The organism is Pseudomonas sp. NPDC089407, from assembly GCF_044900445.1.
Classification (GTDB): Bacteria; Pseudomonadota; Gammaproteobacteria; order Pseudomonadales; family Pseudomonadaceae; genus Aquipseudomonas.
Genome location: NZ_JBJDNB010000031.1, coordinates 66216 through 80161 on the forward strand (window position 1 = coordinate 66216; position 13946 = coordinate 80161).

Below are 13946 nucleotides of genomic sequence, written 5' to 3' on the forward strand. Positions count from 1 at the left end.
CAAAACCCTCCAGTTGATACTGGCCAGTCTAGGTGGCGATTTGTCGGGGAGATGTCAAAACAGTGTCAAAGAGTTGGTTGGGGCACACTGTGAAGCTTCGGCACGCTTGATGTAGGAGCGGCCTTGTGTCGCGATAGGGGCGCAAGGCGGCCCCGGCGATTTATGTATGATGCTGGAATCTGGGGGCGCTTCGCACCCCGATCGCGACACAAGGCCGCTCCTACAAAGTGCGCGTAGACCTGATTAATAGTGATACCACTTCAGTTCCAACATCACCTCATTCTGCGCCGTGGCCAAATGGCTGAACTCGCGCGAAGCACTCAAGCGCAACCCCAGGTTCTGGCTGATCTCCCATTGCTGGTTCAGGCTCACACTGCGCCGCACCTCGCCATTGGTGAAATAATCACCCTTGGCCTCCAGCGTCATGTTGCCCAGCCCGTTGCGCCACAGCAGCCCACCGTTGAACCCTGCCGCCGGGGCAATGAACTGGGCGAAGTCGTTGTGGTGCTCGACCCGCACCGTGCCCAGGGCAAACCCCAGCAAGCCATCGGCCAACTGCCAGGTACCACCGGCGCCGCCATTCACATGGCTTACCAGCACCTCGTCATCGTGCTTGCCCGGCACTCGCTCCAGGCCGCCGGCCACCTGCCACGACCAGGGCTTGAGCAGTTCGTTGCGCGGGGTCAGCGAGCGAATGGTGGCCAGGTCCAGGCGCTGTACCTGCCAGTCGTTGCCTTCGTACTGTCGCACCTTCAGTTGCAGGATTTCGATCTGCGCGCCCAACGGGAAGCCGTAGGCGTTGTCGTTCAGGTCGTGGTAGGCCATGCGCAGGCCGTACTCGGCATAGGCGCGGTCTTCGCGGGTACCCACGCCTAGCTGCCAGGTGCGCGAGTCATGGCCGTCCTCGGGCAGGCCGGGGCGCTCGATCTGCAGCGGTGGCGGCGGGTTGCTGTTGATCGCCCGCAGCAATTCGAAGCTGCGCGTGGCCTGCCCAGGGTCGCGCTCCTGGCCATTGGCCCGGTAGCGCTCCAGGCGATAGGCGGCATCCTGCACCAGCGCCTGGCGTTCGCGGGGCAGGGCTTTGAAGTCGGGGCTTTGCAGTTGCGCGGTGTCGGCGCTTACGGCCAGCACCTGGCGCTTCTCGTCATGGTCGAGCGGCTCGGCGCGGGCCAGCAGTTCCCGTTCGCGCGAGGGCCGGTAGGTTTCACTGGCGACCATGCCCGACTGCTTCACCGCCTTCACCGTGTCGGTGGGGATGGCGGTCAAGGGGAACTGCGACGTCAGGTCCAGGCTCGGCCGGGCTACTTGCAGCAGCTCCAGCAGGCGGTACGAGCAGTTTTCGTCGAAGAAGAAGTAGTCGAACTGGATCTGCTTCAGCTCCCATACGTGTTCGACCATGCGCCCGGTTTCTTGCGGGGTCAGGTCCAGCTGGTATTCCCACAGGTCGCGGTTTTCCAGGCTGCGGTATTCGGAGAGTTTTTCCTGGTAGGGCATCATTGCGAACAGCCCCGGGTAGCCACCCATCAGGCCTTTCCAGGCATACAGGATGCTGTTGTCGCTGCCTTCGATATAGGCACCGAAGTTGATCGCGTAGCTCAGCAGCGTAGTGTCGTCGCTGCGGGTGTTGGACTGGTCGATGCGCAGCAGGGTGTGGCCGAACATCGACGACGGGCTGTTCAGGTAGGCCGCCGGGAAGATCAGCGCGGCGCTGTGCGGGTCGATCGACGTGTACCAGGTCTTGAACTCCTGGCAATCCGGTTGCGGCAGGTCCTGCAGGTTCAGTTGCTCACGCAGCCAGCGGGTGCGCGCCGGGAATACGCACTGGGCGTGCTTGTCACCAAGGCTGGCCGGGGCATACAGCGCTTCGACCGTGGCTTGCAGCTCCTGGTCGGGGTGGTGCGCGCCGTCCTTGGCCAGGAAGAACGCATCGTCGTCCACATAGCTGCGCCAGCCACCGAGCTTGGCGGTTTCGTAATGGCCCAGGGCAATCCAGTAAGGGGTGTTGGCCAGTTGCTGGAGACGGCCTTGATCCAGCACGGGTGCGGCATGAACAGGGGCGCAGGCACATAGCGCCAGGGCAGCGAGGCGTTTGAGCATATCGGGCAACTACTTCTAAACGATGCCGAAAAAGGCGAAACCCGCCCCGGGTTGGGGCGGGAGCAGCAGTGCTTAGGCCTCGGTAGCGTATTTGGCCAGGCGTGGGTCGCTCTTCAGAACGGCCAGGGTGTTGCTGTGGACAGTTTCGGCAGTGACGTCGGCGCTGCTGAAGATCTGGCTGAAGTGCTGGTGGGTGACCGAGTTGAAGTAAACGCGGTCTTCCGGGGCCACGCCAAGCACCACGGCGTAGGTGGTCAGCGCTTCGCCCTGGCCCATGGCCATGTCTTCGGACAGCTCGTTCATCATGCCGTTCATGGCGAACCAGGACTTGCCGCCGTACGTCAGCGAAGCCTTGGTCGAGCAGCCGTTGGTGCCGGAGGTCATGCCGAAGGTGGCGTTACCGGAAGTGCCGTTGGTGGTGGAAGCCAGGAAGTGTGCCGGCGTGCCACGCTGGCCTTCGAACAACATGTTGCCCCAGCCGCAGTTCGGGCCGCCTGGTGCTTCTGCCATTGCATTCAGAGAAACCACGGTGAACAGAGTACCCAGAAGAATCCGTTTCATAGCATTTGTTCTCTTTGTCTTAACCAAGGGTCAGGGTTTCTGGCAACTCGGTTGCCAGGTCGGGAAAGCATTTCACCCACCCGCGCAGCTTGGAGTTTAGGCACGATCTAAAGGTTGCGTTGTTGATTGCGAAAAATTTGCTGTTACATGACCTGCCCCGGCTGCGACATGCTATGACATAAAGTCTCGTGGAGCCTTGCAAGGCGCGCGCGGGCAGCGCCAGAATGCTGCGTATCTGCCCCGCCGAAGTAAGGAAACCCAATGCCCGATCCTGTCGCTGCGCGCCTGCGTCTCGCGCCTGAAGCCCTGACCCGGCGTTTCTCGCCCGAGCAGTTTGCCTTTACCAATACCGACGATCTGGAGCCGTTTCGCGGAGTCCTGGGCCAGGAACGTGCTGTCGAGGCCCTGCAGTTCGGTGTGGCCATGCCGCGCCCTGGTTACAACGTGTACGTGATGGGCGAGCCCGGCACCGGGCGTTTCTCGTTCGTCAAGCGCTACCTCAAGGCCGAGGGCAAGCGCCAGCAGACCCCGGCCGACTGGGTCTACGTCAACCACTTCGACGACACCCGCGAACCGCGCGCACTGGAGTTGCCTTCCGGTAGCGCCGCAGCGTTCATCGCCGACATGGGCGGGTTGATCGACAACCTGCTGGCGACCTTCCCGGCGGTGTTCGAGCACCCGTCGTACCAGCAGAAGAAGGGCGCCATCGACCGCGCCTTCAACCAGCGCTATGACCGCGCCCTGGATGTGATCGAGCGGGCGTCGCTGGAGAAGGACGTAGCCTTGTACCGCGATTCCAGCAACGTCGCCTTCACCCCGATGGCCGACGGCAAGGCGCTGGATGAGGCCGAGTTTGCCCAGCTGCCCGAAGAGGTGCGCGAGCAATTCCATGAGGACATTGCCCAGCTTGAGGAGCAACTGAACGAGGAACTGGCCAGCCTGCCGCAGTGGAAGCGCGAGTCGAACAACCAGCTGCGCCAGCTTAACGAAGAAACTATTACCCTGGCCCTGCAACCGCTGCTGGCGCCGTTGTCGGAAAAGTACGCCGAGAACGCGGCCGTTTGTGCCTACCTGCAATCGCTGCAGTTGAACCTGCTGCGCACTGTAGTCGAGCAACTGGTCGATGACAGCAAGACCGACGCCGTCGCCCGTAAGCTGCTCGAAGAGCAGTACGCGCCCAGCCTGGTGGTGGGCCATCACGCTGACGGCGGCGCACCGGTGGTATTTGAGCCGCACCCGACCTACGACAACCTGTTCGGCCGTATCGAATACAGCACCGACCAGGGCGCGCTATACACCTCGTACCGGCAGTTGCGCCCGGGCGCGCTGCACCGGGCCAACGGCGGCTTCCTGATCCTCGAAGCCGAGAAAATGCTGGGCGAGCCGTTCGTATGGGACGCGCTCAAGCGTGCCTTGCAGTCGCGCAAGCTGAAGATGGAGTCGCCGATCGGTGAACTGGGCCGGGTCGCCACCGTCAGCCTGCAGCCGCAGATGATCCCGCTCAACGTCAAGCTGGTGATCATCGGCTCGCGCCAGCTGTACTACGCGCTGCAGGACCACGACTCGGACTTCCAGGAGATGTTCCGCGTGCTGGTCGACTTCGACGAAGACATGCCGATGGTCGACGAGAACCTGGAGCAGTTCGCCCAGTTGCTGCGCACGCGCACCAACGAGGAGGGCATGGCGCCGTTGACCAGCGATGCGGTGGCGCGCCTGGCTACCTACAGCGCTCGCCTGGCAGAGAACCAGTCGCGCCTGTCGGCACGTATCGGTGACCTGTTCCAGCTGGTCAGCGAAGCCGATTTCATTCGCCAGCTGGCCAGTGACGAAATGACCGACGCCGGGCACATCGAGCGTGCGTTGAAGGCCAAGGCCACCCGCACCGGACGTGTGTCGCAGCGGGTGCTGGATGACATGCTCGCCGGCATCATCCTGATCGACACTGAAGGCGCGGCCATCGGCAAATGCAACGGCCTGACCGTGCTGGAAGTGGGCGACTCGGCATTCGGTATGCCGGCGCGCATCTCCGCCACCGTGTACCCGGGCGGCAGTGGCATCGTCGATATCGAGCGCGAGGTCAACCTTGGCCAGCCGATCCACTCCAAGGGGGTGATGATCCTCACCGGTTACCTGGGCAGCCGCTATGCCCAGGAGTTCCCGTTGGCGATTTCCGCGAGCATTGCGCTGGAACAGTCCTACGGCTACGTGGACGGTGACAGCGCCTCGCTGGGCGAAGCCTGCACGCTGATCTCGGCCTTGTCGCGCACGCCGCTCAAGCAGTGCTTTGCCATTACCGGCTCGATCAACCAGTTTGGCGAAGTGCAGGCAGTGGGTGGGGTCAACGAAAAGATCGAGGGCTTCTTCCGCCTGTGCGAAGCGCGTGGCCTGACGGGCGAACAGGGCGTGATCATTCCGCGTGCCAACGTTGCCACGCTGATGCTGGATGAGCGTGTGTTGCAAGCGGTGGAGAATGGCCAGTTCCATGTCTACGCCGTGAGCCAGGCCGACGAGGCGTTGAGCCTGCTGGTGGGCGAAGAGGCTGGCGTGCTTGGCGAGAACGGGTTGTTTACCGAGGGCAGCGTCAACGCTCGGGTGGTCGAACGCCTGCGTGAAATCGCCGAAATGATCAGCGAGGAAGACATCGAGAAGGCCGAGAAGGAACGCCTGGAAGAGGTGATTGCCCAGGCCAAACCGGCCTGAGTCAATAAATCGGCGCTGGCGGCCAAGTGCTACCGCTCAGCGCCGGTTTTCCATCTCTCTGTGCTGTTCTTCTATGCTGGAACTTAAGGACAGTACAGTGTTCAGGATGGAGACAGCCCGAGGGTTTCGGGCTGAACAGGGCTTTTTGGAGGGGACGCGGCCATGCGCAACCTCAGCCTCACACGCCAGTGCCTGGGCCTGGTGACCCGCATCGAATGCAGCATTCGCCCACTGGCCGGGGACACGGGCATGTGGACGTTGCTGTTCGCCGCCGGCATGGCCGGCGAACAACCCTCCGCGATCAAGGCACAGGGGCCGTTTCATGGGCCGCTGGTGGCGGAGTCGGTGCTCAATGCCATTGTCGACAGCCTGACCCTGCATGGGTATCAGGTGGCCGAAGATCCGCAAATCTGGTGCCTGCATTTGCAGGCGCAGTTGCGGCGGATCAATGGGGAGCGGTGCCGGAACCTGGGGGATTATCAGTTTCATCCAGAGACTTGAGTAATCTTTACCGGCTTCATCGCCGGCAAGCCAGCTCCCACAGGAAAATCACAGGCCACAGGGCTGCCGAAATCCTGTGGGAGCTGGCTTGCCGGCGATTGGGCTGCAAAGCAGCCCCATTCACTGGGCTTTTGCTGTAACAGGTGGCTGGCTATACTCGCCGTCGCTTTTTTAGTCACCTGATGAGTCCTGAACTTCATGGAACGTATCCTCGAAAACGCGATGTATGCCTCGCGCTGGCTGCTCGCCCCGATCTACTTCGGCCTGTCCCTCGGCCTGCTGGCCCTGGCGCTGAAATTCTTCCAGGAAGTGGTCCACGTCCTGCCCAACGTCTTCGCCCTCAGCGAAGCCGACCTGATCCTGGTGATCCTGTCGCTGATCGACATGTCGCTGGTTGGTGGCCTTTTGGTGATGGTGATGATTTCCGGCTACGAGAACTTCGTTTCGCAACTGGACATCGACGAGAGCAAGGAAAAACTCAACTGGTTGGGCAAGATGGACTCTTCGTCGCTGAAGATGAAGGTTGCCGCGTCGATCGTGGCGATTTCCTCCATTCACCTGCTGCGCGTGTTCATGGATGCGCAGAACATCTCCACCGACTACCTGATGTGGTACGTGATCATCCATATGACCTTTGTGGTCTCGGCGTTCTGCATGGGTTACCTGGACAAGCTGACCAAGCACTGAGGCCTGCCAGGGCCTCTTCGCGGGTAAACCCGCTCCCACAGGTTTGTAGAAGCCTTTAAGCCTGCGCAATACTTGTGGGAGCGGGTTCACCCGCGAAAAGGCCGACGCGGTCCAACTGACCAGCGGCGTCAGTCATGCCTTGTGTAATCTCCCATCCTGTACAAAAAATGAGCACTCATGGTTCCCACCAGCGAGGTGCTCTCATGAACCTGCATCAGCTCAATACCGAGGCCAGGGCTGGCCATGTCGACGAACTGAACCTGATTGCCATCGAAGGCGGTGACTACCTGCTCGAAGCGCGGGTCAAAGGCCACGCCCACCCCCTGTCCGACACCCGTGGTGAACGCTTGCGCGTGCACTCGGTGGAGGATGCCCGCAAGTTGCTGCAAACCATCCCCATGGTCTCGATGAACCTGGTGCACTGGTCGGTGCAGGATGAGATGTGTGGCATGGGCACACACCCGGAAGAAGACCTGAAGGTGCCGATTTCCCAGCGTTCGGCCTGGTAGCTGCTCGCAGCGCCCCAGTGTGCTAGGCTGCTCGCCCTTTTCATCAAGGGCGCGGCTGCACTGCGCCCTGCAGTGGAGCACGACAATGTCCGAACTCAACCTGTCTACCGACGAAACCCGCGTCAGCTACGGCATCGGCCGTCAGCTGGGCGGCCAACTGCGCGACAACCCGCCACCAGGTGTCAGCCTGGAAGCCATCCTGGCTGGCCTGACCGACGCCTTCAACGGTGCCGACAGCCGTGTCAGCGAAGCCGACCTGTCGGCCAGCTTCAAGGTCATCCGTGACGTGATGCAAGCCGAAGCTGCTGCCAAGGCCGAAGCCGCTGCTGGTGCTGGCAAGGAATTCCTGGCCGAAAACGCCAAGCGTGAAGGCATCACCACCCTGGCTTCGGGCCTGCAGTTCGAAGTACTGACCGCTGGTGAAGGCGCCAAGCCGACCCGCGAAGACAACGTGCGCACGCACTACCACGGCACCCTGATCGACGGCACCGTGTTCGACAGTTCCTACGAGCGTGGCCAACCGGCTGAATTCCCGGTAGGCGGCGTGATCGCTGGCTGGACCGAAGCCCTGCAGCTGATGAACGCGGGCAGCAAATGGCGCCTGTACGTGCCGAGCGAGCTGGCCTACGGTGCCCAAGGCGTTGGCAGCATCCCGCCGCACAGCGTGCTGGTGTTCGACGTCGAGCTGCTCGACGTTCTGTAATGCCCTCGGGGCCGCTTTGCGGCCCTATCGCGACACAAGGCCGCTCCTACAGGGATCCGCGCCCGCCATGGGTATGCGCTCCCCTGTAGGAGCGGCCTTGTGTCGCGATCGAGGGCGAAGCCCTCGCCAATTCCATCAATTCCAATCCGTTCCCCCAGGGCGCAATGCTCGCGCATAGCAGAACAGAAACAGATTCCGCACCAGCTCCTTGAGCACCCCCGGCTCACTCGAATTCAACCCGCTCATGTCCAGGTCCCCTTGGTCACGCAGTTCGTCGAGGGCTTCTTCTTCAAGCACCGCGCACACTTCGCCGGTTTCCCGATGAAGAATGCGCAGGTAGGGGTGAGGGCGGTCCAGCCAGGCGTCGATCAGATAAGTCATGGCTATTCTCCTTGGATAGCAGTTCCAATGAGAATAATTCTTATTATCAAAATAGCAAGCGCCAATTGGCGGAATTTTGTGTAATCAGACTTTGCGAACGAACTCGGACTTCAGCTTCATGGCGCCGATGCCGTCGATTTTGCAGTCGATGTCGTGGTCGCCGTCGCACAGGCGGATGTTCTTGACCTTGGTGCCGACCTTGACCACCAGGGACGAACCTTTGACCTTGAGGTCCTTGATCACGGTGACGGTGTCGCCGTCCTGCAGGATATTGCCGACCGAATCCTTCTTCACCACGTCGTCGCTGGTTGCCTCGGCATCGCCGCTGGTCGACCACTCGTGGGCACATTCAGGGCAGATCAGCTGAGTGCCATCCTCATAGGTGTATTCGGAGTTGCATTTCGGGCAGGGTGGCAGAGTGCTCACTTCGGTTCCTCAAACAAACAGACGGGCGGTAGAAAGCCCATAGTGTAAAAGGTATTTTTCCAGAAGGGATTATGTCCGGACAAAAAGCTTCGCGGGTAAACCCGCTCCCGAGGTACAACACTGGCCCGGAGACCTGCGATATCCTTGTGGGAGCGGGTTTACCCGCGAATGAAGGCAACTCGGTCTGTCAGTGAGTACGCGCCACCGCAAACTCGCTCAGCTCAACCAGCGCATCCCGGTATTCGCTGGCCGGCAGTACTTCCAGGCAGGCAATGGCACGCTTCACATAGTCACGCGCCAGCTCGGCGGTGTACTTCAGCGCACCCGACTCCTCGACCGCCACACGAATCTGCTCCAGGTCCTCCAGGCCACCTTTCTGGATCGCCTTACGCACCAGCGCAGCCTGCTCGGCAGTGCCTTCGCGCATGGTGTAGATCAGCGGCAGGGTAGGTTTGCCTTCGGCCAGGTCGTCGCCGACGTTCTTGCCCAGGGTCTGCGAGTCGCCCTTGTAGTCCAGCAGGTCGTCGACCAGCTGGAAGGCCACGCCCAGGTGGTCACCGAAGGTACGCAGGGCTTCACGCTGCGCGTCGGAGGCTTCGGCCAGCGCGGCAGCGCTGTGGGTCGAGGCCTCGAACAGCATGGCGGTCTTGCCGCGGATGACCTCCATGTAGACTTCCTCGGTGGTGCTGGCGTCGCGTACCCGCGACAGCTGCAGCACTTCACCCTCGGCAATCACCCGGGTGGCCTTGGACAGGATCTGCATGACCGGCATCGAACCCAGTTCGACCATCATTTCGAACGAGCGCGAATAAAGGAAGTCGCCCACCAGTACGCTTGGCGCGTTGCCCCACAAGGCATTGGCGGTGGAGCGGCCACGGCGCATGCCGGACATGTCGACCACGTCGTCGTGCAGCAGGGTGGCGGTGTGCAGGAATTCGATGGTGGCGGCCAGCAGGCGCAGGTCGTCGCCTTCGCGGCCCAGGGCCTTGCCACACAGCAGTACCAGCAGGGGACGCAGGCGCTTGCCACCGGCGGACGTGATATAGTCGCCGATCTTCGATACCAGCGGCACGCGCGAGGTCAGCTGCTTCTTGATGATCTCGTCGACGGCGCTGAAATCATCAGCCACCGCGCGGTAGAAGGTTTGGGGTTGCATCGGCTGCTCCAGTGAGGTTGCGCGGCATGCTAGGTCGCAGGTCCCGGTGTGTCAAGGCGCGGTGCCCGCAGGGCGGGGGCGGTACTTGCAAGCAAAACCACGGTTGCGTACAATCGCGCACCCTAACTTCCTGGGCAGCACCTGCCTTACGCAATTGCGCCGGGCCGTTCCAGCCCTGTGCAGCCATGCCAGCCAATACTCATCATATAAAGCGCTGGGTGAGCAGGATTATCGGAGAAATACCATGTCTTACGCAGTAATCGTTACCGGCGGCAAGCAGTACAAAGTCGCTGAAGGTGAATTCCTCAAGATCGAAAAACTGGAAGTCGCCACTGGCGAATCCGTGACCTTCGATCGCGTTCTGCTGGTCGCCAACGGTGAAGAAGTCACCATCGGTGCTCCAGTTGTTGCTGGCGCTAAAGTAGTGGCCGAAGTCGTTTCGCAAGGCCGCCACGACAAGGTTCGCATCATCAAGTTCCGTCGTCGTAAGCACCACATGAAGCGTATGGGCCACCGCCAGTGGTTCACCGAGATCAAAATCACCGGCATCCAGGCTTAATCCCCTAGATCCCCTGAATTTATTTGGAGAATTGAACCATGGCTCACAAGAAGGCTGGTGGTAGTACTCGTAACGGTCGCGACTCAGAATCTAAACGCCTTGGCGTGAAGATGTATGGCGGCCAGGTTATCAAGCCAGGCAACATCATCGTCCGTCAGCGCGGCACCGAATTCCACGCTGGCTACGGCGTTGGCATGGGCAAGGATCACACCTTGTTCGCCAAGATCGAAGGCGTGATCAAGTTCGAGAAGAAAGGCGAGTTCATGCGCCGTTACGTGAGCATCGTCGCCGCTTAATCGCGACGTCGCTCCAGAAGCCCCGTCATGCGACGGGGCTTTTTCGTTTGTGGTGAGCCTCTTGCAAAGCTGTTTGTCTGGGTTGCCGGCGTTGGTTTCTACGGTCGTACGGGGCCGCCGCGCTCATTTTTGCAAGAGCCTCATGTTTTTGAGTCATTCAGCTCGTCTACCGACGAGAGGCGGTTTTAATGAAGTTTGTTGACGAAGTATCGATTCGGGTCAAAGCCGGTGACGGCGGCAACGGTTGCATGAGCTTCCGTCGCGAGAAGTTCATCGAAAACGGTGGCCCCAACGGCGGTGACGGTGGCGACGGCGGCTCGGTGTACATGGTTGCCGACGAAAACCTGAACACCCTGGTCGACTACCGCTACACCCGTCACCACGAAGCCCAGCGCGGCTCCAACGGTGGCAGCACCGACTGCACCGGCAAGAAGGGTGAAGACCTGTTCCTGCGCGTGCCGGTCGGCACCACCGTGATCGATGCTTCCACCCAGGAAGTGATCGGTGACCTGATTACCCCGGGCCAGAAGCTGATGGTCGCCCAAGGCGGCTGGCACGGCCTGGGCAACACCCGTTTCAAGTCCAGCACCAACCGTGCGCCGCGCCAGACCACCCCAGGCAAGCCGGGTGACCAGCGCGACCTGAAGATGGAAATGAAGGTGTTGGCCGACGTGGGCCTGCTGGGTCTGCCAAACGCCGGCAAGAGTACCTTCATCCGCTCGGTTTCGGCCGCTAAGCCGAAGGTGGCCGACTACCCGTTCACCACCCTGGTGCCAAACCTGGGCGTGGTCAGTGTCGACCGCTGGAAAAGCTTCGTCATCGCCGACATCCCCGGCCTGATTGAAGGCGCATCCGACGGTGCCGGCCTGGGTATCCGCTTCCTCAAGCACCTGGCGCGTACCCGCGTGCTGCTGCACCTGGTGGACATCGCGCCGCTGGACGAAAGCAGCCCGGCCGATGCCGCCGAAGTGATCGTCAACGAGCTGACCCGCTTCAGCCCGTCGCTGGCCGAGCGTGAGCGCTGGCTGGTGCTGAACAAGTCGGACATGGTCATGGACGACGAGCGCGACGAGCGCGTGCAGGAGGTGATCGACCGCCTGGAGTGGGAAGGCCCGGTCTACGTGATTTCGGCCATCTCCAAGCAGGGCACCGACAAGCTCAGCCACGACCTGATGCGCTACCTTGAAGACCGCGCCGACCGCCTGGCCAACGACCCGGCCTACGCCGAAGAGCTGGCCGACCTCGACCAGCGCATTGAAGACGAAGCCCGTGCCCAGCTGCAGGCCCTGGACGACGCCCGCACCCTGCGTCGCACCGGCGTCAAGAGCGTGCACGACATCGGCGACGATGACGCGTGGGATGATGATTTCGAGGACGACGAAGACGGCCCGGAAATCATTTACGTGCGCGACTGATCGGTTGCAGTACACTGAACGCCGCTCTTTGGAGCGGCGTTTTTGTATCCACGGTATCTACAGATTCGACATAGGTTGGAAGAAGATGCGAAGCAAGGTGACGGGCGCCAAGCGCTGGGTCGTGAAGATTGGCAGTGCGCTGCTGACCGCCGATGGCAAAGGCCTCGACCGCGGTGCCATGGCCGTTTGGGTCGAGCAGATGGTCGCGCTGCGTGAGGCAGGCGTTGAGTTGGTACTGGTCTCCTCCGGGGCCGTGGCTGCCGGCATGAGCCAGCTGGGCTGGACCTCGCGACCGAGCGCGATGAACGAGCTGCAGGCGGCTGCTTCGATCGGCCAGATGCGCCTGGTGCAGGCGTGGGAGTCGAGCTTCGGCGAGCACGACAAGCACACCGCGCAAATCCTGCTGACCCATGACGACCTGTCCGACCGCAAGCGTTACCTGAACGCCCGCAGCACCCTGCGTACCCTGGTTGACCTGGGTGTGGTGCCGGTGATCAACGAAAACGACACCGTGGTCACCGACGAGATCCGCTTCGGCGACAACGACACCCTGGCAGCGCTGGTGGCCAACCTGGTCGAGGCTGACCTGCTTGTGATCCTCACCGACCGCGATGGCATGTTCGACGCCGACCCGCGCAACAACCCCGAAGCCCAGCTGATCTACGAAGCCCGTGCCGACGACCCGTCGCTGGATGCCGTGGCCGGGGGTACCGGTGGTGCGCTGGGCCGTGGCGGCATGCAGACCAAGCTGCGTGCCGCACGCCTGGCTGCCCGTTCCGGTGCCCACACCGTCATCATTGGTGGCCGCATCGAGCGCGTACTGGACCGCCTCAAGGCTGGTGAGCGCCTGGGCACCTTGCTGTCGCCCGAGCGCGGCATGCTCGCGGCGCGCAAGCAGTGGCTGGCGGGCCACCTGCAAACCCGTGGCACCCTGGTGCTGGATGCCGGTGCCGTGCAGGCGCTGCGCCAGGCCAACAAGAGCCTGCTGCCGGTTGGCGTGAAGACCGTGCAGGGCAGCTTCCGCCGTGGCGAGATGGTGGTATGCGTCGGCCCGGACGGCGTTGAAGTGGCCCGCGGCCTGGCCAACTACAGCGCCCTGGAGGCGCAGAAGATCATCGGTCAGCCTTCCGATGCCATCGAAAGCACCTTGGGCTACATCGCGGAGCCTGAGCTGGTGCACCGCGACAACCTGGTTCTGGTCTGAGGGCGTACGTGTGTTGAAAAGGATGATTGCCGTCGCCGCACTGGCGTTGCCGATGTTGGCCGGGGCCGAGGAAGTCGGCCAGGTGTCCACCGTGTTCAAGTTCCTTGGGCCGAACGACCGTATCGTGGTCGAGGCGTTCGACGACCCCAAAGTCGAAGGCGTGACCTGCTACCTGTCGCGGGCCAAGACGGGCGGCATGAAGGGTGGCTTGGGGTTGGCGGAGGACCGGGCGGAGGCGTCGATTGCCTGCCGTCAGGTGGGGCCGATCAACTTCAAGGGTGAGTTGAAAGACGGCGAGGAAGTGTTCAAGGAGCGCACCTCGCTGGTGTTCAAGACCATGCAGGTGGTGCGCTTCCTCGACAAGAAGCGCAATACGCTGGTGTACCTGGTGTACAGCGACCGGATCGTCGAAGGTAGCCCGCAGAATGCGGTGACTGCGATCCCGATCCTGCCTTGGGCGCATTGATCGCCTGTTAGATCGTCGGGAGGCCTTCGGCCTCCATTCGCCGGCAAGCCAGCTCCCACAGGTACTGCACAGACCTTGAAACTTGTGCAATACCTGTGGGGGCTGGCTTGCTAGCGATGAGGCCAGCATAAGCAGCACAAGACAGTTGCTCCCACAGGTACTGCACAGACCTTGAAACTTGTGCAGTACCTGGACTGCCCCCCAAAAGTTGGACAGTTTTAAGCTGCTGCCTGGGTCCTGTACTCGACAGGGCTCAGGCCATTGAGCCTCAGCTTGATGCGGTCA

The 13946-nt window shown here is 61.8% G+C and carries 16 protein-coding genes; 10 read left to right on the forward strand and 6 right to left on the reverse strand.

Features of this window, described 5'->3' with window-relative positions; genetic code table 11:
* Positions 1-243 precede the first annotated feature (243 nt).
* Both ACI2KG_RS21940 and ACI2KG_RS21945 read right to left on the reverse strand, forming a co-directional pair.
* Positions 244-2097, reverse strand: a complete 1854-nt coding sequence (locus ACI2KG_RS21940; RefSeq protein ID WP_404663273.1) for a DUF4105 domain-containing protein — start codon at positions 2095-2097, stop codon at positions 244-246.
* 72 nt (positions 2098-2169) lie between these two features.
* The gene (locus tag ACI2KG_RS21945; protein ID WP_201207811.1) at positions 2170-2658 is read right to left on the reverse strand and encodes a DUF3015 domain-containing protein; all 489 of its coding nucleotides are present in this window, start codon (positions 2656-2658) and stop codon (positions 2170-2172) included.
* A 261-nt stretch (positions 2659-2919) separates the two neighbouring features.
* Between ACI2KG_RS21945 and ACI2KG_RS21950 the strand changes: the two genes are divergently transcribed.
* Together ACI2KG_RS21950 and ACI2KG_RS21955 are read left to right on the forward strand one after the other, a co-directional pair.
* Positions 2920-5358, forward strand: coding sequence for a Lon protease family protein (locus tag ACI2KG_RS21950; protein WP_404663274.1), 2439 nt, complete (start codon positions 2920-2922; stop codon positions 5356-5358).
* A gap of 162 nt (positions 5359-5520) precedes the next feature.
* Positions 5521-5859: a hypothetical protein gene (locus tag ACI2KG_RS21955; protein ID WP_400619243.1), complete on the forward strand. Its 339-nt coding sequence runs from the start codon at positions 5521-5523 to the stop codon at positions 5857-5859.
* Here ACI2KG_RS21955 and ACI2KG_RS21960 read toward each other — a convergent pair.
* Positions 5844-6059, reverse strand: a complete 216-nt coding sequence (locus ACI2KG_RS21960) for a hypothetical protein (protein ID WP_404663275.1) — start codon at positions 6057-6059, stop codon at positions 5844-5846. The genes ACI2KG_RS21955 and ACI2KG_RS21960 overlap by 16 nt on opposite strands.
* Here ACI2KG_RS21960 and ACI2KG_RS21965 point away from each other — a divergent pair.
* From ACI2KG_RS21965 to ACI2KG_RS21975, 3 genes are all read left to right on the forward strand, one after another.
* Complete coding sequence (locus tag ACI2KG_RS21965) at positions 6058-6546, forward strand: TIGR00645 family protein (protein ID WP_003247486.1); 489 nt, start codon at positions 6058-6060, stop codon at positions 6544-6546. The genes ACI2KG_RS21960 and ACI2KG_RS21965 overlap by 2 nt on opposite strands.
* A gap of 203 nt (positions 6547-6749) precedes the next feature.
* Positions 6750-7055 carry a DUF6482 family protein gene (locus ACI2KG_RS21970; RefSeq protein ID WP_012270429.1) on the forward strand — a complete coding sequence of 102 codons (306 nt, stop codon included), beginning with the start codon at positions 6750-6752 and terminating at the stop codon, positions 7053-7055.
* 85 nt (positions 7056-7140) lie between these two features.
* Complete coding sequence (locus ACI2KG_RS21975) at positions 7141-7758, forward strand: FKBP-type peptidyl-prolyl cis-trans isomerase (RefSeq protein WP_201201723.1); 618 nt, start codon at positions 7141-7143, stop codon at positions 7756-7758.
* Between the two features lie 135 nt (positions 7759-7893).
* Here ACI2KG_RS21975 and ACI2KG_RS21980 read toward each other — a convergent pair whose 3' ends face one another.
* From ACI2KG_RS21980 to ACI2KG_RS21990, 3 genes are all read right to left on the reverse strand, one after another.
* The gene (locus ACI2KG_RS21980; protein ID WP_003256316.1) at positions 7894-8139 is read right to left on the reverse strand and encodes a hypothetical protein; all 246 of its coding nucleotides are present in this window, start codon (positions 8137-8139) and stop codon (positions 7894-7896) included.
* Between the two features lie 84 nt (positions 8140-8223).
* Positions 8224-8565 carry a zinc ribbon domain-containing protein YjdM gene (locus ACI2KG_RS21985; RefSeq protein ID WP_404663276.1) on the reverse strand — a complete coding sequence of 114 codons (342 nt, stop codon included), beginning with the start codon at positions 8563-8565 and terminating at the stop codon, positions 8224-8226.
* Between the two features lie 187 nt (positions 8566-8752).
* Entirely contained in the window at positions 8753-9721 is a 969-nt protein-coding gene (locus ACI2KG_RS21990) for a polyprenyl synthetase family protein (RefSeq protein WP_404663277.1), read from the reverse strand.
* 244 nt (positions 9722-9965) lie between these two features.
* Between ACI2KG_RS21990 and rplU the strand changes: the two genes are divergently transcribed.
* From rplU to ACI2KG_RS22015, 5 genes are all read left to right on the forward strand, one after another.
* Positions 9966-10280: a 50S ribosomal protein L21 gene (gene rplU / locus ACI2KG_RS21995; protein ID WP_003247466.1), complete on the forward strand. Its 315-nt coding sequence runs from the start codon at positions 9966-9968 to the stop codon at positions 10278-10280.
* A gap of 38 nt (positions 10281-10318) precedes the next feature.
* Positions 10319-10576 (forward strand): 50S ribosomal protein L27, encoded by a 258-nt coding sequence (rpmA, locus tag ACI2KG_RS22000; protein WP_003247464.1) that lies wholly within the window; start codon positions 10319-10321, stop codon positions 10574-10576.
* Between the two features lie 188 nt (positions 10577-10764).
* Complete coding sequence (gene cgtA, locus ACI2KG_RS22005; RefSeq protein WP_400619228.1) at positions 10765-11991, forward strand: Obg family GTPase CgtA; 1227 nt, start codon at positions 10765-10767, stop codon at positions 11989-11991.
* Positions 11992-12076: 85 nt separating this feature from the next.
* Complete coding sequence (gene proB, locus ACI2KG_RS22010) at positions 12077-13195, forward strand: glutamate 5-kinase (RefSeq protein WP_404663278.1); 1119 nt, start codon at positions 12077-12079, stop codon at positions 13193-13195.
* Positions 13196-13217: 22 nt separating this feature from the next.
* Complete coding sequence (locus tag ACI2KG_RS22015; RefSeq protein ID WP_404663281.1) at positions 13218-13661, forward strand: CreA family protein; 444 nt, start codon at positions 13218-13220, stop codon at positions 13659-13661.
* Positions 13662-13946 lie beyond the last annotated feature (285 nt).